17 protein-coding genes and 1 pseudogene are annotated in these 19,420 nt (G+C 70.9%); 14 read left to right on the top strand and 4 right to left on the bottom strand.

Translation table 11 applies throughout. The features are described 5' to 3' along the window. Positions 1-326 precede the first annotated feature (326 nt). The 3 genes from ACWDUZ_RS20260 (at position 327) to ACWDUZ_RS20250 (ending at position 2,569) form a co-directional block, all read left to right on the top strand. A complete protein-coding gene (locus ACWDUZ_RS20260) occupies positions 327-461 on the top strand; it encodes a hypothetical protein (RefSeq protein ID WP_451633163.1) in 135 nt (44 codons plus the stop codon). Between the two features lie 42 nt (positions 462-503). Then, positions 504-1,472 carry a Rieske 2Fe-2S domain-containing protein gene (locus ACWDUZ_RS20255; protein ID WP_451633162.1) on the top strand — a complete coding sequence of 323 codons (969 nt, stop codon included), beginning with the start codon at positions 504-506 and terminating at the stop codon, positions 1,470-1,472. Between the two features lie 551 nt (positions 1,473-2,023). Then, positions 2,024-2,569, top strand: a complete 546-nt coding sequence (locus ACWDUZ_RS20250; protein ID WP_451633172.1) for a hypothetical protein — start codon at positions 2,024-2,026, stop codon at positions 2,567-2,569. Here the strand turns inward: ACWDUZ_RS20250 and ACWDUZ_RS20245 are convergent. After that, entirely contained in the window at positions 2,545-2,865 is a 321-nt protein-coding gene (locus tag ACWDUZ_RS20245; RefSeq protein WP_451633161.1) for a hypothetical protein, read from the bottom strand. The genes ACWDUZ_RS20250 and ACWDUZ_RS20245 overlap by 25 nt on opposite strands. A gap of 573 nt (positions 2,866-3,438) precedes the next feature. On the opposite strand from ACWDUZ_RS20245, the gene ACWDUZ_RS20240 reads away from it, so the two are divergent. The 3 genes from ACWDUZ_RS20240 (at position 3,439) to ACWDUZ_RS20230 (ending at position 5,948) form a co-directional block, all read left to right on the top strand. Next, complete coding sequence (locus tag ACWDUZ_RS20240; RefSeq protein ID WP_451633160.1) at positions 3,439-3,927, top strand: GNAT family N-acetyltransferase; 489 nt, start codon at positions 3,439-3,441, stop codon at positions 3,925-3,927. 148 nt (positions 3,928-4,075) lie between these two features. Then, complete coding sequence (locus tag ACWDUZ_RS20235; RefSeq protein WP_451633159.1) at positions 4,076-5,491, top strand: DEAD/DEAH box helicase; 1,416 nt, start codon at positions 4,076-4,078, stop codon at positions 5,489-5,491. A 214-nt stretch (positions 5,492-5,705) separates the two neighbouring features. Continuing rightward, positions 5,706-5,948 (top strand): DUF5302 domain-containing protein, encoded by a 243-nt coding sequence (locus tag ACWDUZ_RS20230; protein WP_451633158.1) that lies wholly within the window; start codon positions 5,706-5,708, stop codon positions 5,946-5,948. A 701-nt stretch (positions 5,949-6,649) separates the two neighbouring features. On the opposite strand, the gene ACWDUZ_RS20225 is transcribed toward ACWDUZ_RS20230, so the two are convergent. Continuing rightward, a complete protein-coding gene (locus tag ACWDUZ_RS20225) occupies positions 6,650-8,335 on the bottom strand; it encodes a ribonuclease J (protein WP_451633157.1) in 1,686 nt (561 codons plus the stop codon). A 728-nt stretch (positions 8,336-9,063) separates the two neighbouring features. Here ACWDUZ_RS20225 and ACWDUZ_RS20220 point away from each other — a divergent pair. The 7 genes and pseudogenes from ACWDUZ_RS20220 to ACWDUZ_RS20190 all read left to right on the top strand — a co-directional run bounded on the left by ACWDUZ_RS20220 (position 9,064) and on the right by ACWDUZ_RS20190 (position 13,694). Beyond that, complete coding sequence (locus ACWDUZ_RS20220) at positions 9,064-9,267, top strand: cold-shock protein (RefSeq protein WP_014670069.1); 204 nt, start codon at positions 9,064-9,066, stop codon at positions 9,265-9,267. 181 nt (positions 9,268-9,448) lie between these two features. Then, positions 9,449-9,619 (top strand): annotated as a pseudogene (locus ACWDUZ_RS20215) (transposase); the annotation flags it as partial. A gap of 166 nt (positions 9,620-9,785) precedes the next feature. Then, positions 9,786-10,004, top strand: coding sequence for a hypothetical protein (locus ACWDUZ_RS20210; RefSeq protein ID WP_451633173.1), 219 nt, complete (start codon positions 9,786-9,788; stop codon positions 10,002-10,004). 321 nt (positions 10,005-10,325) lie between these two features. Beyond that, complete coding sequence (gene pcaDC / locus ACWDUZ_RS20205; protein WP_451633156.1) at positions 10,326-11,630, top strand: bifunctional 3-oxoadipate enol-lactonase/4-carboxymuconolactone decarboxylase PcaDC; 1,305 nt, start codon at positions 10,326-10,328, stop codon at positions 11,628-11,630. Between the two features lie 81 nt (positions 11,631-11,711). Continuing rightward, the gene (locus ACWDUZ_RS20200; RefSeq protein ID WP_451633155.1) at positions 11,712-12,347 is read left to right on the top strand and encodes an MBL fold metallo-hydrolase; all 636 of its coding nucleotides are present in this window, start codon (positions 11,712-11,714) and stop codon (positions 12,345-12,347) included. Positions 12,348-12,414: 67 nt separating this feature from the next. Further along, the gene (locus tag ACWDUZ_RS20195) at positions 12,415-13,194 is read left to right on the top strand and encodes an exodeoxyribonuclease III (protein WP_451633154.1); all 780 of its coding nucleotides are present in this window, start codon (positions 12,415-12,417) and stop codon (positions 13,192-13,194) included. Positions 13,195-13,253: 59 nt separating this feature from the next. Further along, positions 13,254-13,694, top strand: a complete 441-nt coding sequence (locus ACWDUZ_RS20190; protein ID WP_451633153.1) for a DUF6278 family protein — start codon at positions 13,254-13,256, stop codon at positions 13,692-13,694. A gap of 144 nt (positions 13,695-13,838) precedes the next feature. Here the strand turns inward: ACWDUZ_RS20190 and ACWDUZ_RS20185 are convergent, their stop codons facing one another. After that, positions 13,839-14,615: a hypothetical protein gene (locus ACWDUZ_RS20185; protein WP_451633152.1), complete on the bottom strand. Its 777-nt coding sequence runs from the start codon at positions 14,613-14,615 to the stop codon at positions 13,839-13,841. A gap of 117 nt (positions 14,616-14,732) precedes the next feature. On the opposite strand from ACWDUZ_RS20185, the gene ggt reads away from it, so the two are divergent. Beyond that, complete coding sequence (gene ggt, locus ACWDUZ_RS20180; protein ID WP_451633151.1) at positions 14,733-16,565, top strand: gamma-glutamyltransferase; 1,833 nt, start codon at positions 14,733-14,735, stop codon at positions 16,563-16,565. Between the two features lie 122 nt (positions 16,566-16,687). Here ggt and ACWDUZ_RS20175 read toward each other — a convergent pair whose 3' ends face one another. Continuing rightward, entirely contained in the window at positions 16,688-19,237 is a 2,550-nt protein-coding gene (locus ACWDUZ_RS20175; protein ID WP_451633150.1) for an ATP-dependent Clp protease ATP-binding subunit, read from the bottom strand. Between the last annotated feature and the right edge of the window lie 183 nt (positions 19,238-19,420).

Genomic DNA, 19,420 nt, shown 5'->3' with positions numbered 1-19,420 from the left:
TGGGGGGCCGGCCCCCCGCGGGTACCCGGAGGGGCCCGGCCCAACGTGGAACGACGGTTCGTGCTCGGCTGCACGGGGACGAACGTTCAGGAGGAGATGACAGGGGGACTCATCGGTCGGCAGGTGCAAGTCCTGAGCCGTACCGCGAGAGTTGCACGGAATTCACTGCTTCCAACTTTTCGGGAATTCCGGGCAGAGGCCGAAGGCCGCCGGACGGACGTCGACACGCACGACAAAGCAGGATCTGCACCCGCACCGACGGCGGCGCGGAACGGCGCGAGCGCACCGGCGGCCCCGGCCCCGACGTGTGCATCGAGGCCGTCGGCATGGATGCCCACAGCGACGGCCCGGTGCGCCGGTACGACCAGGTCAAGCAACAACTGCGGCTCCGGACAGACCGTCCCACAGCCGTACGGCAGGCCATTCACGACTGCCGCAACGGCGGCACCGTCTTCGTCTGACCGCTCCGTTTGCCGTCCGCGCAGGTGGAGACCCGGCCGACCATGAGCACTACGCCACTCCGCCGCCCCCGGCTGGGGCAGAGCCGCCTCCTGCGGCTGCTGGACCGCCTGGAGCGGAAGCCCACGGCCGACGCGGCCATCGACACGGTTCGCAAGAGGGTGCAGGCGCTGCCGCTCGGCGACGGCCGGGACCTCCTGCACGGCAGGTGGCTCGGGCATCCGGTGCATCCGCTGATGGTGCAGCTACCGGTCGGCAGCTGGCTGTCGTCGGCGGTGCTGGACCTGTACCCCGGCCGCTCCCGCGAGGCGGGCCTGCTGATCGGTGTCGGCTTGGTCTCCGCCGCTCCCGCGGCCCTGGCGGGCTGGGTCGACTGGGCGGAGCTGCACCGTCAGCAGCAGCGCATCGGACTGGTGCACGCCCTGGCCAACTCCACGGCTGTCGGCCTGTACGCCGCCTCGCTCACCTGCCGCGTCAAGGGGAGGCATGCCACGGCCCGGGTCTATGGCTTCCTCGGCCTGACGGCAGTCGCGCTCGGCGGCATGCTGGGCGGTCACCTGGCCTACCGACAGGCGTCCGGCGCCAACCACGCCGAGGAGGTTCCGCACGTCGTCACCCCGGGCTGGCACCGGATCGGAGCCGTGGCGGAGTTCCCGGCCGACCGGCCGGTACGGCGCAGCGTCGACGACGTGCCTGTCCTGGTCGTCCGGGAGACCGGAGGGGCCGTCCATGCGCTGGCCGAGCGGTGCAGCCACCTCGCCGGGCCGCTCTCCGAGGGCACGGTCAGCGACGGGTGCGTCCGGTGCCCCTGGCACGGCAGTGTCTTCCGGCTCTCGGACGGCTGGAACGTCCGCGGCCCGGCCACCGCACCCCAGCCGTCCTTCGACACCCGGATCACCGACGGCCACGTGGAGATCCGCCTGCGCCGGCAGGACCTGGACGGGCAAGCGCCGCGCGAGGTCGGCGAGGGACAACCGCGTACCGAGACAGGAACTCATGAACACCGCAGCTGACGGCCGCCTCACAGGACGTCTGCACGGACTGCTGCAGCAGACCGGCAGGCAGTACGCGACGGGGCACGACCGGCCGCTGGGCGGCGCATCGGTCACCAGTCCGCTGCGTGCCCCGTTCACCCGGTACGTCGCCCGCAGGGCCCGGGCGGAACGACCGCCGGCCGGCTGCTCTGGCCGCGCGCGACACGCACCGCCGTGGGCACGCTCGCCGCTCCGGCCGGCGCGGACACGCTGCGACTGGCCTACAGCGCGCTCGTCGAGAAGACAATCGGCGAGTGACCCGGCAGCGGACCGCGGAGGACCCGCGGTCCCCGGCGGAGCCCGGCCGGGGACGGACATGCGGAAGCGGCAAGGCGTGACCCACGCCCGACAGCGGCGGGCTGCGTGGCCGGCCGGCGCCACTCCGGCGAAGGGCAGGTCGGATCGTGGCGCGATCCATGCCCTGGGCAGGGGCGGTCTACGACGGCGCCGATCGGTCTCTCCGGCCGTCCGCTTGGTGCGGGGCAGCGACCGCGCGGGTGAAGGCCGTGGCAGAGGGTACCCGCCGGGACATGCTCAAGCGCGCACTCTGGCAGGGACTGCTCGCCGGCGCCGCCGGGGGAGTCGTGATGACCTTCGGAGAGAAGATGGAGCAGGCCGTCACCGGCCGGCCCGACTCTCATGTGCCCGCGCGTGTTCTCCAGCGGTTGACCGGCCTGCCTGAACGTCCCGGCAGACAGTCGCTGCCGGTCAACTGGGCCATGCACTACGGCCAGGCCGCCCTTCTCGGAGTGCTGCGGTCGATCATGGCCCAGAGCGGACTGCGCGGACCGCTCGCCTCGGCCAAGTTCACCGTCGTCCGCGTCACCAACGACCAGATCCTCGAAAACGCGACCGGCGTCGGTGCCCCACCGGCCACCTGGCCCCGCCAGGAGATGGCCGTGGACCTTCTGCACAAGGCCGTCTACGCCTTCACCACCGGCGCCGTCGCCGACGCCCTCGCCGCCCGCAGTGGACCCGGCCCCGGGCAGCGCCACGCTGCCGTTCGCCCGGGGCGCCACGCCGGCTTCGGCCCCCTGCCTCGCGGGCACGCCTACGGATCAGACGGCGAGAGGTGAATGGGCGTCGGTGTCACGGGGAGGTACGTCGGCTCCTCCTCATGGCCTTGGACTGCGTCCTTCGTGCGGTCCACAAGGCCATGAGGACGGCCACCGAGCCGAGGGCCATGTTGGTGGTGGCCGACTGGACGCCGGGGGTAGGGCCGGCTGGGGGCCATGGCCTCGGCGGCCTTGACGGCCTTTACGGCCTTGGCCATGGTGGCGAGGTTGGTGACGTCCGTGCTGCGGCGGATGTGGGCGAACTCGTAGCGTTCCTCCGCCCGGGCGTGCTCCTGCACCTCGGTGCGCAGTTGCATGAGCCGGGGCATGAACCAGGGAGGTCTTCCACTTGGTCGGACCTGTGCAGTCGCACCCCCCTCCATAGGGGCAGTGTGCGACGAGAAGCCACGGGGTGCGGCCTGGCGGGGTTTCCGAACAGGTGGGTCGCAACGCCGGCGCGGGCGCCGTTGCACTCGGTTGTCCTCTTGGGAGCCACCCGAAGCAAGGACACAGCGACGGCACGCCGTACACGGCCGATGCGCAACACACCCTCCAGGGACCTGGTGCGATCAACCAGGGCACATCCGTTTGCCCGCACAAAGTTCGGCGTCTCCTGATGCGGCTCACGAGGCCGGCCTGAAGTCGTCCTGCACAGGCTGACCTCGCTGCGGCAGGCCCAGGGGAAGCAGTGGTTGACCACCCTGTTCTCCGGCTCCTCCGCAGCGGTTCGGGCGTTCCAGTTGCTGTCGGCGGGCGGCCGATGCGGCGGCAGTGAGAGGACTCGGTCGATCGGGGCCTGCGCAGACGGTCCCCCGGGAGCGGTGCAGGACGCCTGCCCGAGCAGCCGACCCGCCGCACGACGGCACGCCCCGGTGCGAAATACTCTCCCGATGAGTTCACGCACTTCCCCGATCGGCCGGCCGATCACGATACGGAGAGCCGTCGCGCGGGATGCCAAACGGCTCACGCGGCTCGTGCGTGGCTCAGGCGCCTACGCGGGTAAGTACGCGGCCGCAGTCGCGGGCTACCGGGTCGGTCCTGACTACATCGAGTCCCACCGCGCCTTTGTGGCCGTCGGCGCCGACGAGCATGGAGGCCGGGTCCTCGGCTTCTACTCCCTCGTCCTTGCTCCACCGGAGCTCGACCTGCTGTTCGTCGCCGACGAGGCGCAAGGACGGGGTATTGGACGGCTTCTCGTTGCGCACATGCAGTCCGAGGCCCGTGCCGCCGGGCTCGACCGTGTCAAGGTCGTGTCGCATCTTCCCGCCGAGGGCTTCTACCACCGCGCTGGTGCGGTGCGGACCGGGACCGCGTACGCGAACCCGCCCGCCGTGCCGTGGGACCGTCCCGAATTCGAGTTTCGCGTTTCTTCGGAATGACGCGGTGTGCCGGTTGGCGAGGCGTGTTAGTCTGACGCGTTTGCGTGGTCGTCGCGGTGGGCGATTCAATCTGTTCCGTTCGGCTTGTGCGTGGGCTGTTCAAACCTGCCGGGCCTTCCTCGGTACGTTCCCTTGCGGAAGGCTGTTCATGAAGCATCCCAATGACTCCGGCATTGCTCACGGCAGTCCCGCCCAGCCTGGGGCAACGACCCCGGCGCTGCTCCCGGCCGTCACCTTCGCCGGGCTGGAACTGCCGACGGAGGTGCTGCGGACACTGAGCGAACTCGGGGTGCGCGAACCCTTTCCGATCCAGGCCGCCACACTGCCCGATGCCCTTGAGGGGCGCGACATCCTGGGACGCGGGCGGACCGGATCGGGCAAGACGCTCGCCTTCGGCCTGCCGTTGCTCGTACGGACGACCGGGCGGCGCGCGGAATCGAAGCAGCCCCTTGCCCTGATCCTGGTGCCTACCCGGGAGCTGGCCCAACAGGTCACCCAGGCGCTGGCGCCGTACGCCGAGGCACTGCGGCTGCGGATCGCCACGGTCGTCGGCGGAACGTCGATCGGCCGGCAGGTCGCTGCGCTGCGCCAGGGAGCCGAGGTGGTCGTCGCCACCCCCGGACGCCTGCACGACCTGATCGAGCGCAACGCCTGCCGCCTGGGACGGGTGAGAGTCACTGTGCTGGACGAGGCCGACCAGATGTGCGACTTGGGATTCCTGCCGCAGGTTGCCGACGTGCTCGAGCAGGTGCACCCCGACGGTCAGCGGATGCTCTTCTCGGCCACTCTCGATCGCGACGTCGATCAACTGGTCCGCCGCTACCTCCACGATCCCGTCGCCCACTCGGTCGACCCGGCCGCCGGCACGGTCACGACGATGGAGCACCACGTTCTGGTCGTCCACGGCCCTGACCGCTACGCCGTCACCACGGAAATCGCCGCCCGCGACGGCCGCGTACTGCTGTTCCTCGACACCAAGCACGCCGTCGACCAGCTCACCCGGCATCTGCGGGCCAGCGGGGTGCACGCCGGGGCCCTGCACAGCGGCAAGTCCCAGCCACAGCGCACACGGACCCTGGCGCAGTTCAAGAACAGCCAGATCACCGTTCTGGTGGCGACCAATGTCGCGGCCCGTGGCCTGCACGTCGACGACCTCGATCTCGTGGTCAACGTCGACCCGCCCACCGATGCCAAGGACTATGTGCACCGGGCGGGCCGCACCGCCCGCGCCGGTGAGTCGGGCAGCGTGGTCACGCTCGTGCTGGCGGGCCAGCGCCGCGAGACGAGCCGCATGATGGCCGGGGCCGGCATCGAGCCGACCGTCACCAAGGTGCGCTCGGGCGAGGCGGAGCTGAGCCGGATCACCGGCGCCAAGACTCCCTCCGGGATCCCGCTCGACGGCGGGCCCTCCGTCCCCCGACCCAAGAACACCAACGCTCCCTTCCGCGGCCTCGGCACCAGCAAGGGCACCTCCCGCGGCGCCGGCGGCAAGTCCCGAAAGGCCGGCGAGGCCCGCAAGCTCGCCGAGGCCCGCAAGGCCGCCCTCGTGCGTCGCAACGGCTGAGAGCCGTTGCCTTGGCGGCGAATCTCCTGGCCACGGGATCGGCAACCCTCGGCCCGGCCCGAAGCTGTCATGCGCGCCTCACCTGCGAAGTCAACGCCTTTGGCTGCGAGAGGGATACCCGCCGAAACGGAGCAGAATGATGTTGTCGGTGCCTCGCACTGCGCCCAGCATGACAAGCTGTGCCTGCCCACCCCCCCGAACCCAGGAGGTCACCATGACCGCAGAGCCCGTATCTACGGAAGGTTCGGAGCCGGCTGCCCCCGAGACGTCCCCTCTGGAGCCGGACAGCGACGGCAACTACGACCTCAAGCGCAAGTTCCGCGAAGCCCTGGCGCGCAAGCGCGGTGCGCAGGCGGATGCCGCTGACGTTGCCGCCAAGTCCGATGCGTCGAAGGTGCGTTCGGCACACGGCCCGGCTGCGAGCCAGCGGCCGTTCAGGCGCAAGAGCGGCGGCTGAGTCGATGAGTCCCGCGATCTGACCGCTTCAGCGGCATCGCGCTATCCACTCGCGCGTTCCGTCCAGTGGCCCGCGACGTGCGCATGCCCGTGCGCGCGTCGCGGGCGGGCGTAGCCGGCGGACTCGCCTGGGAGAATGGCCGATGCGGTCGGCTCGGGTCGGTGGCGCCGCCGAACTGGAATCCGGGGATGAGAGCCCTGCCTTGTCCGAGGGCACGCGGCCGGTGTCGCGCGCCTTGCGTGCCCCTGTACCGCTGTGAAAATCGACTGCGGTTGATCGGGGTGACGGTAGGCGTCCGCGTGGCAAGGACATTCGTTCCCCGTCCTGCTGCGGCTGAACGACGCACAGACGGTCGCGTTTCCGGTCAGCGGTCGCCTTCGTGCCCAGCCACGACGTGCAGGTGCCGACCTGCCCCGAGTGGACGCTGTCCGATCTTGTGCAACATCTGAGCGGGGCGCACCGCCGCCATGTCACCGTTCCTCCCGCGGCATCGGCCGCGAGTTTGCGCAGACGGCCCTGGAGCGCGGCGACAGAGCCGTCGCCCGCAACACCGACTCCCTCGCGGACCTGCCAGCCGCCCACGGCGAGGCGATCCGCCTCGTCGAGCGCGGCGGCTTCGCCACCGTCCGGTCCGGGCGTGCCCGACCTCGATGCTCGCGGGGCCGCCACCGGAACCGCGGACCGTGCTGCCGGACCGCGGCTCAGGCGTCGATGATGACGGGGATGATGAGGGGCTTGCGGCGATAGGTGCGGAACGCCCAGTTCGCCACGGCGCGGGCGACGAGTTGTTCGAGTTGGCGCGAGTCCCCGACGCCTTCCTCGGCCGCGGTGGCCAGGGTCTTCTCGATGAGGGGGATGACCGGCTCGAAGGTGGCGTCGTCGTGGACGAAGCCCCGGGCCAGGAAGTCGGGGGCCTCGGCGAGGGCGCCGGTGTCCGCGTCGACGATCGCCACCACCGTGACCACGCCTTCGGCGGCGAGGGTGAGGCGGTCCTTGAGTGACGCTTCCGTGGCGCCGCCGACCTCCATGCCGTCCACGTAAACGTTGCCGGCGGGGACCTTGCCGGTGATGGATGCGCGCCCGTCGACCAGGTCGACGACGACGCCGTCCTCGGCGATGACGACCCGTTCGGGGTCGACACCGGTACGGATGGCGAGGTCGCCGTTGGCCCGCAGGTGGCGCCATTCGCCGTGCACGGGCATGACATTGCGGGGCTTGACGATGTTGTAGCAGTAGACGAGTTCGCCGGCGCTGGCATGCCCCGAGACGTGCACCTTGGCGTTGCCCTTGTGGACCACGTGGGCGCCCCACCGGGTGAGTCCGTTGATCACCCGGTAGATGGCGTTCTCGTTGCCGGGGATGAGGGAGCTGGCGAGCAGGACGGTGTCGCCCTTGCCGATGCGGATCATGTGGTCGCGGTTGGCCATCCGTGACAGCGCTGCCATCGGTTCGCCCTGGGACCCGGTGCAGACAAGAGTGATCTTGTGGTCCGGGAGCTTCTCCAGCTCCTTCGTGCTCACGACCAGACCGGAGGGGACCTTCAGATATCCCAGGTCACGGGCGATGCCCATGTTGCGGACCATCGACCGGCCGACGAAGGCGACCTTGCGGCCGTGCTGGTGCGCGGCGTCCAGGACCTGCTGGATGCGGTGTACGTGGCTGGCGAAGCTGGAGACGATGACCCGGCGCGGGGCGGTGCGCATCACCTGCTCGATCGCCGGGTTCAGGTCTCGCTCGGAGGTGGTGAAGCCGGGTACTTCGGCGTTGGTGGAGTCGGCGAGGAAGAGGTCCACGCCCTCCTCGCCGAGGCGGGCGAAGGCGCGCAGATCGGTGATGCGGTCGTCGAGAGGGAACTGGTCCATCTTGAAGTCACCGGTGTGCAGCACCATCCCGGCCCGGGTGCGGATCGCGACCGCGAGGCTGTCGGGGATGGAGTGGTTGACCGCCACGAACTCGCAGTCGAAGGGTCCGAGGCCGCGCCGGTCGCCCTCCCGCACCCGCACCGTGCGCGGCCGGATGCCGTGTTCCTTGAGCTTGGCCTCCAGGAACGCCAGCGTCAGCTTGGAGCCGACGACGGGAATGTCGGACCGCTCGCGCAGCAGATACGGCACGCCCCCGATGTGGTCCTCGTGGCCGTGGGTCAGTACCACGGCCACGATGTCGTCCAGCCGGTCCCGGATCGAGGTGAAGTCCGGCAGGATCACGTCCACGCCGGGCTGGGTCTCCTCGGGGAACAGCACGCCGCAGTCGACGATGAGCAACTTGCCCGCGTGCTCGAAGACGGTCATGTTGCGGCCGATCTCACCCAGGCCGCCCAGGGCGATGACCCGCAGCCCTCCTTCGGGAAGGGGCGGGGCGGCTTTCAGCTCGGGGTGCGGATGACTCATACCCTGACGGTACCCGGAAAGCGGGACAGGTGATCCATTGCCTGTGCGATCTCCTTTCCCGACGGTGCCGAGGCACCCGCAGCGTGCCTCGGCACGATCGGATCACGCCGGCGACCGGGGACAGGCAGCGTTGAAAGCGGTACCTTCCGTGGCCGAACCGTTCGCCCGGTGCTGGAGAAGATCTCGGGCACCCTGTCGTGTTTTCCGGCGTTCGCTGCCTCCCGGCGGGCCTCGGCACTGGTCCACTCGCAGTAGTCGAGACTCGGGTGTCCTCGGCGCTCAGGAGTAAGGGGGCTGAGAGGGCCCCGAGGCAGCTTCCTTCGCCGGGCAGACAGATGGCGGTGTCCCAGAAGCGCTTGCCGCCCCGCCCGCCATGGGAGGGGCCGGTCACGCATGATCGGTGGGGCCCACCCGGAGAACAGCCGGAGGCGGGAAGAGGCCATGCCTCGCCGCAGCCTTGTGCAGAAGAAGGGCGCGAAACTGCTTGATCACCGTCGGCCGAGCCTCGCGGGCGATCCAGCCCTTCGTTCGGGCCGGATGCTGGCGCGTTTTCGCTAGCGCCTTCCGTCATGCCGTTATAGCGTTGTGATCAGCAGTCGTGGTTCCGAAGTTTCGTTCGCCCGTGATCGCCTCACGGGCGTTCTTGCTGTTCAGCACCTCTCCGGACCAGGGCGATCACCTCCCGGTCGCGCAGGGTGCGTGCCCGGTTTCCCTCAAAGGAGACAGTCATGGCCAAGGGCACAGTGAAGTGGTTCAACAGCGAGAAGGGCTTCGGCTTCATCGAGCAGGAGGGCGGCGGCCCCGACGTCTTCGCCCACTACTCCAACATCGCCAGCCAGGGCTACCGCGAGCTGCAGGAGGGCCAGAAGGTCGAGTTCGACGTCACGCAGGGCCAGAAGGGCCCGCAGGCTGAGAACATCCGCCCCGCCTGATCGCGCCCCGGTAAGGGGGCCCGGCATCCCGGCTGCGGGACGCCGGGCCCTTACCGTCGCACGACGGTTCATCTGACTACGGGGTGAAGCGCTCCGGATCTGATGGAGGCTCTGATGTGTCCCGGGTCTGGTGGAGTCATCTTGATGGACAGATGATGCTCCAGACACTCAAGAGACTGCTGTGCCCCGTCGTTACCCGGCCGAGTTCCGGCGCAAGGTCCTCGATCTCGTCGAAGCCGGCCGGCCTGTCCGGCAGGTTGCCCAAGACCTCGGCATCAGCGAGCAGACGACTTATGCCTGGCGCCGTCAGCACCTCGTCGACACCGGTCAACTGCCGCAGCCTACCAGCGAGGACCAGGCCGAGTTGGTGGCCGCACGCCGGCGGATCGCCGAACTGGAGGCGGAACTGGCCATCCACCGCCGGGCAGCGGACCTCATAGGCAAGGTGGTGCCCCCAAAAGACGGTTCGAGGCCGTCGCAATGCTGGCCCGGCGAGGCAGGGCGCCAGGCCGCCCGGCGTGCGGCGCCGGGTGAACCTGGCGGAGGCGGGCGACCTCATCGCGGTACCGCGTCCGCTGTCCAGCCGGTTCGACGGGGTCCACACGGACGAGGTCGTACACATGGCGTCCGTGGACTGCCACACCATGGGGATGTACCTCTCCTGCGGCACGGTCGCCGCGGTGATCGCACCGCATGCCGCTGCAGCCGACCGATCGTCGGCCGGTTCGCGGGCGTGACGGACCTGTTCTGTCTCAGCCCAGCGCTGGTCGTCAGGCCCACTGATGAGCGGTCAGCAGGAAGCGCCGCATGAGTCCCGGAAACCAGCGTGATCAATGTGTTTTCCCTCTCCAATATGGCGTGGCGCCCGGCAGCCGCGCCTACGGGCTGCACTGAGCCGCCTTGTGGGCCGAGGCCCGGCTGTGGGGCGAGGACTGTGGAGAGCTGTTCCGAGACCACTGTCCGTGCGTCTGCTGGACGAGGCCGCCTCGGTCGGTGACGAAGGACATGGAGGCACCCCCCTATAGGGGTGTCGCGTGAGAGATGAGAGGGTCTGACGGGTGAGCGAGACACCCCCGAACACCCTGCAATACCGCTTTGACGGGCCAGAAGACGCTCCGGTCCTGATCTTGGGTCCCTCACTGGGTACCACATGGCACATGTGGGACCGTCAGGTCCCCGAGTTGGCCGAGCAGTGGCGTGTGCTGCGGTACGACCTGCCGGGCCACGGCGGCGCACCGGCGTATCCGGCGGACTCGGTCGGCGATCTGACCGCTCGCCTGCTCACCACCCTGGACGCCCTGGGGGTGCAGCGCTTCGGCTACGCGGGCTGCGCGCTCGGCGGCGCCGTCGGCGTCGAACTGGCCCTGCGCCACCCCGAACGCCTCGCCTCCCTCGCGCTGATCGCCGCCTCGCCCCGGTTCGGAACCGCCGACGAGTTCCGGCAGCGCGGAGTGATCGTCCGTACCAACGGGCTCGACCCCATCGCCCGGATGTCGCCCGACCGCTGGTTCACCCACGGATTCGCCGCCGCCCAGCCCGCGATCACCGACTGGGCCGTGCAGATGGTGCGCACCACCGACCCCGGCTGCTACATCGCCGCCTGCGAGGCGCTGGCCGCCTTCGACGTCCGCGCCGAACTCGGCCGTGTCGGCGTGCCCACGCTCGTCCTGGTCGGATCCGACGACCAGGTCACCGGACCCGCCGAGGCCCGCACCCTGGTCGCCGGCATCCCCGACGCCCGTCTCGCCGTCGTGCCCGGCGCCTCGCACCTGGTCCCGGTGGAGCAGCCCGCCGCCGTCACCGACCTGCTGGTCCGGCACTTCTCCACCGCCTGGCAGCCCGCCGTCGAGGCCGGCACCGGGCAGATGGCCGTCGTCGCGGCACCCCCCAAGCCGGTCCTGGCCGCCCCGGCGCAGGCGCCGCAGGCCGCGCCGATCGCCGAGATCGCCCCGGCCGCCGTGCCGCCCCGGACCGGTGGCCGGCCCGACACCTATGACATCGGCCTCAAGATCCGCCGCGAGGTGCTGGGCGACGCGCACGTCGACCGGGAACTGGCCACGGCCGACGACTTCTCCGGTGACTTCCAGGAGTTCCTCACCCGCTGCGCCTGGGGCGAGATCTGGGACCGGCCGGGCCTGGACCGGCGCACCCGCAGCTGTGTCGCGCTCACGGCCCTGGTCGCCGGCGGCCATCTGGACGAACTCGCCGCCCATACCCGGGCCGCCCTGCGCAACGGCCTCACCCCCATCGAGATCAAGGAGATCCTGCTCCAGACGGCCGTCCACTGCGGCACGGCCGCCGCGGGCAGCGCCTTCCGGGTGGCCCAGCAGGTCATACGCGAGGAGACGACGCCCGCGGAGTGACCGCGGTGATCGTCAACCGGGCACCACGAGCACCAGCCTGACGGTGCTCGTGCGCCGGTCAGGCACGGCAGGATGGGACGCATGAAGCTCACGAAGAAGTCCCACGCCTGCGTCCGCCTCGAGAAGGACGGCCGCACGCTCGTCATCGACCCGGGCACCTTCTCCGAGGAGGACGCCGCGGTCGGCGCGGAGGCCGTCCTGGTCACCCACGAGCACCTCGACCACTTCAACGAGGACCGGCTGCGGGCCGGGATGGAGGCGAACCCGGCCGCCGAGATCTGGACGCTGAAGTCGGTCGCGGAGAAGATCTCGGCGGCTTTCCCGGGCCGGGTCCACACGGTCGGGCACGGGGACACCTTCACCGCCGCCGGTTTCGACGTGCAGGTCCACGGTGAGCTGCACGCGGTGATCCACCCGGACATCCCGCGCATCACCAACGTCGGCTATCTGATCGACGGCGGCAAGGTCTTCCACCCCGGCGACGCGCTCACCGTGCCCGACCAGCCGGTCGAGACGCTGATGCTCCCGGTGATGGCGCCCTGGAACAAGATCGCCGAGGTGATCGAGTACGTCCGGGAGGTCAAGCCCCGGCGCGCCTACGACATCCACGACGCGCTCCTGACCGACCTGGCCCGCCCGATCTACGACCACCAGATCGGCGCCCTGGGCGGCGCGGAGCACCTGAGGCTGACGCCGGGCGCATCGGCGGAGGTCTGAGCGTCGCGGCACCGCCGCCACGACCGGGCAGGAGGCGTTGTCGGTCCCGCCCGGTAGGTTGTGAGGCATGCGCATCGCGACCTGGAACGTGAACTCGATCACCGCCCGCCTCCCGAGGCTGCTGGCCTGGCTGGAGAGCAGCCGCACCGACGTGCTCTGCCTCCAGGAGGCCAAGATCGCCGAGGACCAGTTCCCGTTCGACCAGCTGCGCGACCTCGGCTACGAGGCGGCGGTGCACGCCACCGGCCGGTGGAACGGGGTGGCGGTGCTCTCCCGCGTGGGCCTTCAGGACGTGGTGAAGGGCCTGCCCGGAGACCCCGGCTACGAGGGCGTCCAGGAGCCCCGGGCCATCTCCGCGACCTGCGGCCCGGTCCGCGTCTGGTCGGTCTACGTGCCCAACGGCCGTGAGGTGGAGCACCCCCACTACGTCTACAAGCTGCACTGGTTCGAGGCGCTGAAGGCGGCCGTGGCGGGCGACGCGGGCGGCAGCCGCCCGTTCGCCGTCCTCGGCGACTACAACGTCGCGCCGACCGACGACGACGTCTACGACCCGGCCGCCTTCGAGGGCGCCACCCACGTCACCCCGGCGGAGCGTGCCGCCCTCACCTCCCTGCGCGAGGTCGGCCTCGCGGATGTGGTCCCGCGGCCCCTGAAGTACGACCACCCGTTCACCTACTGGGACTACCGCCAGCTCTGCTTCCCCAAGAACCGCGGCATGCGCATCGACCTCGTGTACGCCAACGAGCCCTTCGCCAAGGCGGTCACCGACGCCTACGTCGACCGGGAGGAGCGCAAGGGCAAGGGCGCCTCGGACCACGCGCCGGTCGTGGTCGACCTGGACGTGTAGACGGAACACCCGGGTACGCCCTGTGGTGTGGACCACACCGCCGGTGTCACGCTGGAGCCATGAACATCCGGTTTGTGGGCAACTGGCGCAAGAGGCGGGCACCGGCTCCCGCTGCCGCGGCGCTCCCCGCCGAAGGCGGCCCGCCCGACCCCGCGGGCCTCGCCGACCTCCTCTCCACCTGCGAGCTGCTGCGCGCCCAGGCGTCCGAGGCCGACGTCCGGCTCGACGAGTCGGCGGCCTCGCTGGAGGCGCTCGACCAGCTGCTGCCGCGCTGGCGGGACGACGCGGAGAAGGCGTCCTGGCTGGGTAACGACGCGGGACTGTATCTGGGCACGGTCATCGTGCGCACCGTGCCCGGTGCGGTCTGGCGGATCCGCAGCCGGCCCGTGGTGCGGCTCGCCTCCGGACGGGAGTTCGATGTCGTCGAGGTCGGGCACGCCTGGGCCGAGTGCGGTGTCCCCGAACTGTCCCAGCTGTACGCGGAGGTCGCGGAGAACTGAGGGCGGGACTACGATGTGCCGTTCACGGCCGTTCGCAGGGGGACAGCGGTTCACAGGGCCATACCCGGCCGGCGGCAGCCGGAGATCACTGCTCGCGCGGGGGGACGGACAGCACGGTCGCGTCGCCCGCCCTTGAGCAGAAGGTCAGCTGCGCGCCGGACGGGTAGTGCTCGACGCGGAGTCGGCCGCGGGCTCCGCCGACGGCAGCGGCGTCCGGGCCGCCCGCGTCACGTCCGCGACGAGTTCGACCACGTCCGGGCCGTACGCCTGGGGATTCACCACCTTCAGCAGCAGCGCGAAGGAGTTCCTGCCGTGCTTGCGGGCCAGCCGCTCGTGGTTGCGGGCGAGGTAGCGGGCGGCGGCCTGGTTGGTGATCGCGGTCTGGCCGCAGAAGAGGAACACCGGCCGGTTGCCGTGGCTGTCGCCGGCGGTGAGCCGGGCGAGGAGCACGTACTCGGCTCGGCCGGCCTCGAGCCGGTAGTGCTCGGAGCCGATCCGGAAGGCGCCGCGGTCCGGCCCCGGTTCGGCATCCACGTTCACCTGCACGCCGGGCAGCAGGGACGCCAGGTGCGCGGCCGTACGGCGGTTGGAGGCCGGGCCGCCCACGCAGAACTCGGTTCGCTCGCCGAAGCCCTGACGTGCCGTGTCGTGCGGCAGCACCTGGGCGTGGGCCCGGCACTCCTTGATCAGTGCGGCGAGTTCCAGCAGCGCGAACACGTCGTGGCGCATCACCGCCAGTTCGGGTCCCGAGGCGTTCCGATTCACCACCAGCAGCGACTCGGCGTTGTCCGGCAGCCCGAAGAAGGCCTGCTTGCGCCGCAGTCTCCGCTTCCAGAAGTAGGTGCGGGTCAGCCAGCCGAGCGTGGCGCTGATGCCGGCCGCGATGAGGCCCAGAACGATGTTGCGCACGTCGTCACTCATGGGCGCGCATGTTAGCGGTCGAACACAAACCCGTGTTCGAAACCGGTTTCCCCTCTGACCTGACGTGGCCATGGTGATGGATTAGGCTGCGGGAACGGCCCTTCCCAGGAGGTGCGGATGCGTCGCCCTGTCGCTCGGAAACTGGCTGTTCTCGCGGTCTCGGCCGCCGTGGTCTCGGTGGGGGCCGCAGCGCCGCCCGCCGCGCACCCCGGCCACGCCGAGCCCGGACCGGCCGCGAGGCACGAACCGGCCGCCAAGGTCCCCGTGGCCGTCGGCTACGGCGGTGCCGTGGCCAGCGTGGACCAGGACGCCTCGGCGGCCGGTATCGAGGTGCTGAAGAAGGGCGGCAACGCCGTCGACGCGGCCGTCGCCACCGCGGCCGCCCTCGGCGTCACCGAGCCGTACTCCGCCGGCCTCGGCGGGGGCGGCTACTTCGTCTACTACGACGCCCGCACCCGCACCGTCCACACCATCGACGGCCGCGAGACCGCGCCGCTGACGGCCGACTCCGAACTCTTCGTGGAGAACGGCAAGCCGCTCGCCTTCGGCGACGCCGTCAGCAGCGGACTGAGCGTGGGCACTCCGGGAACCCCCGCCACCTGGCAGACGGCGCTGGAGGAGTGGGGCTCCAGGCGGCTCGGTCAGGTCCTGAAGCCCGCCGAGCGGCTCGCCCGCGAGGGCTTCACCGTCGACGACACCTTCCGTTCGCAGACGGCCTCGAACGAGACCCGCTTCCGCTACTTCCCGGACACCGCGAAGCTGTTCCTGCCGGGCGGCCGGCTCCCGGTCGTCGGCTCGACCTTCAAGAACCCCGACCTCGCGCGCACCTACGAGGAGGTGGGCCGCAAGGGCGTCGGCGCCCTCTACCGCGGCGACATAGGCGACGACATCGTCGAGGCCGTCAACCACCCGCCGGTCGACCCGGCTTCGGGCTGGAACGCCCGTCCCGGGCAGCTGGCCGAGAAGGACCTCGCCGTCTACCGGGCCAAGCTCCAGGCGCCCACCAGGGCGTCCTACCGCGGCCTGAACGTCTACTCCATCGCGCCCTCCTCCTCCGGCGGCACCACCGTCGGCGAGGCGCTGAACATCCTTCAGAACACGGACCTCTCCAAGGCGAGCCAGGTGCAGTACCTGCACCACTTCATCGAAGCCAGCCGTATCGCCTTCGCCGACCGCGGGCGCTGGGTCGGTGACCCCGCCTTCGAGGACGTGCCCACCGCGGGACTCCTCTCCCAGCGGTTCGCCGACTCCCGCGCCTGTCTGATCAAGGACGACGCGGTCCTCACCAGCCCGGTCGCACCCGGCGACCCGCGCCGTCCGGCGGCCTGCGGCAGCGGGGGCACCGCGGCCCCGACGACGTACGAGGGCGAGAACACCACCCATCTCACGGTCGCCGACCGGTGGGGCAACGTCGTCTCCTACACCCTCACCATCGAACAGACCGGCGGCAGCGGCATCACCGTGCCCGGCCGCGGCTTCCTGCTCAACAACGAGCTGACGGACTTCTCCTTCGCCCCGGCCAATCCGGCCGTGCACGACCCGAATCTGCCCGGCCCGGGCAAGCGGCCCCGCTCGTCGATCTCCCCGACGATCGTGCTGGACGCGCACAACAGGCCGGTGGTGGCGCTGGGTTCGCCCGGCGGCGCCACCATCATCACCACCGTGCTCCAGACCCTGACCGGTTTCCTCGACCGGCACCTCCCGCTGGTCGACGCGATCGCCGCACCCCGCGCCAGCCAGCGCAACGCGGCCCAGACCGAACTCGAACCCGGCCTCTACGACAGCGATCTGAGGAAGCGACTGGAGGCCATCGGCCACTCCTTCAAGCTGAATCCGGAGATCGGCGCGGCCACCGGCGTACAACGGCTGCCGAACGGCAAGTGGCTGGCCGCGGCGGAGAAGGTACGGCGCGGCGGCGGCTCGGCGATGGTGGTGCACCCGGCGCCGTAGGCGATAGCGGTGAAACGCCGTGGACGATCGCGGTGCACCCGGTCCGTAGGCGATCCCGGTGAAACCCGGCCGCGTGGACGATCGCGGTCCACCGGGCTTCGCCGAGAGCCGCGGGGCCGCCCTCACTCGGTGGGGGCGGCCGTGGGCTCCCGGTCCTCGGTGCGGAACACCAGCCGGCCGTCCTCCACGTCCACCGTGACCCGGCTGCCGTCTCCGACCCGGCCGTCCAGCAGCAGGCGGGACAGCTGGTTGTCGACCTCCTTCTGGATGGTGCGGCGCAGCGGACGGGCGCCGTACTCCGGCTGGAAGCCGCGCTGCGCCAGCCAGTCCACGGCCTCGTCGGTGAACTGGACGGAGACACTCTGCGCGTGCATCAGCCGACGGGTCTGCTCCAGCATCAGGTCGGTGATCTGCCGCAACTGCTCGGCGGTGAGCTGCCGGAAGACCACGATCTCGTCGATGCGGTTGAGGAACTCGGGCCGGAAGTGCTCCCGCAGCGGGCGCAGGATCCGCTCGCGCCGCGCCTCCTCGTCCGCGTCGGCCCCGCCCGGACCGAACCCGATTCCGGCTCCCCGCCGGGTGATGGCCTCCGAGCCCAGGTTGCTGGTCATCACGATCACGGTGTTGGTGAAGTCCACCGTGCGGCCCTGGGAGTCGGTCAGCCGTCCGTCGTCGAGCACCTGCAACAGGATGTTGAACACGTCCGGGTGGGCCTTCTCCACCTCGTCGAGCAGCAGCAGCGAGTACGGGTGCCGGCGTACCACCTCGGTGAGCTGACCGGCCTCCTCGTGGCCCACGTACCCGGGCGGGGCGCCCACCAGCCGGCTGACGGTGTGCCGTTCCTGGTACTCGCTCATGTCCAGGCGGACCATCCGGTCCTCGCTGCCGAACAGCGCCTCGGCCAGCGCCCGGGCCAGCTCCGTCTTGCCGACCCCGGTCGGTCCGAGGAACATGAAGCTGCCGATGGGCCGGTTCGGGCTGGCCAGCCCGGCACGGGAGCGCAGCACCGCCTCGGCGACCACGCCGACGGCCTCCTCCTGGCCGACCACCCGCCGGTGCAGGTGTTCCTCCAGGCCGAGCAGTCGTTCCTTCTCCTCCTGGGTGAGGCTGCTGACCGGGATGCCGGTCTGCCGGGACACCACCTCGGCGACGGACTCGGCGGTGACCTCCAGCTGGCCCTCGTCCGCCTCCTCGTCCCCGCCGGCCTCGCAGATCCGCTGCTTCAGCTCGGCGATCCGGTCACGCAACTGTGTGGCCTGCTCGTACTGTTCGTCCGCGACCGCCTGGTCCTTGTCCAGGGTGAGCTGCTCGACCTCGCGCTCCATGGCCCGTACGTCCGTACCCTTGGTCCGCGCCCGCAGCCGCACCCGGGCGCCGGCCTGGTCGATCAGGTCGATCGCCTTGTCCGGCAGCCGCCGGTCGGTCAGATACCGGTCGGACATCTCCACGGCCGCCACGAGCGCCTCGTCGGTGTAGCGGACCTGGTGGTGCGCCTCGTATCGGTCGCGCAGCCCGCGCAGGATCTCGATGGCGTCCGGCACGGACGGCTCGGGCACCAGGATCGGCTGGAACCGCCGGGCCAGCGCCGCGTCCTTCTCGATCCGCCGGTACTCCTCCAGCGTGGTCGCGCCCACGACGTGCAGCTCGCCACGGGCCAGGGCGGGCTTGAGGATGTTGCTCGCGTCCATCGACCCGCCCTCGCCGCCCCCGCCGGCGCCGACCACCGTGTGCAGTTCGTCGATGAAGACGATCAGCCGCTCGGAGTTGGTCCGGATCTCGGTGACGATGTTGTTCAGCCGCTCCTCGAAGTCGCCCCGGTAGCGGGTGCCCGCGACCACCCCCGTCAGGTCCAGGGCCACCACCCGCCGGTTGATCAGGATGTCGGGCACGTCCCCGTCGGCGATCCGCTGCGCCAGCCCCTCCACGATGGCCGTCTTCCCGACGCCCGCGTCACCGATCAGCACCGGGTTGTTCTTGCCGCGCCGGGAGAGGACCTCGATGGTCTGCTCGATCTCCTGGTCACGGCCGATCACCGGGTCGATACGCCCCTGACGGGCCAGGTCGGTGAGGTCCCGCCCGAACTTGTCGAGGGTGGGCGTCGTCGAGGTCCGCTGCCGCTCCGCCCTCGGCGGCGCGGTGGTCTCCGGGGCCTCGGGGGGCAGCCCGGAGGCGGCGAAGCGGGCCTGGTTCAGGATGTGGCCGGCCGCCGAGTCGGGGTTCGCGGCGAGCGCGCTGAGCACGTGCTCGGGGCCGATGTACCCGGCGCCGCTCGCCCGCGCCATGTCGTGCGCGTCCAGCAGGGCGCGCTTGACGGCCGGGGTCAGGGAGAGGGAGGTCGGCTGCGGCGTCTCGCCCGCCGGGCCGTGGACGGGACCCGAGCGCTCGTCGATCTGCGAGGCGATCGAGTCCGGGTCCGCGCCGGCCCGGCTGAGCAGGCTGCGGGTGGGCTCGGTGGAGAGGGCCGCCCGCAGCAGGTGCTCGGTGTCCAGGTCCCGGCTGCCGTGGTCGGCGGCGTACTGGGCCGCGCCCTTGACGAGTTCCCGCGCGGGCTGGCTGAGCAGCCTGCCGATGTCCACGTGCCGGGGACCGGGGCGTGGTCCGCCGAAGAAGCGGGCGAAGAATTCGCCGAAGGGGTCGCGGTCGCCCTCCGGGCCGATGAAGCCGCTGGTCATCGTTTTCCGTTCCTTCGCTGACGGTTGGCTCCCGCCGGGTAACCGGGATAGGTGGGGCTCATGCCACGATTGCATGTTCCGTTTCTTGGGGCATGTCGGGCACGTCGCTACATGTCCGTGCCGGTGGGCCCGGGACCCGGTACCGTCGCGCGGGTGCGGCATCGTGGGGCGGGCGCCCGCTCG

Source organism: Streptomyces sp. NPDC003393 (assembly GCF_053589015.1).
The sequence above is the reverse complement of the archived record's forward strand: the minus strand, read 5'-3'. Positions and strand labels throughout refer to the sequence as shown.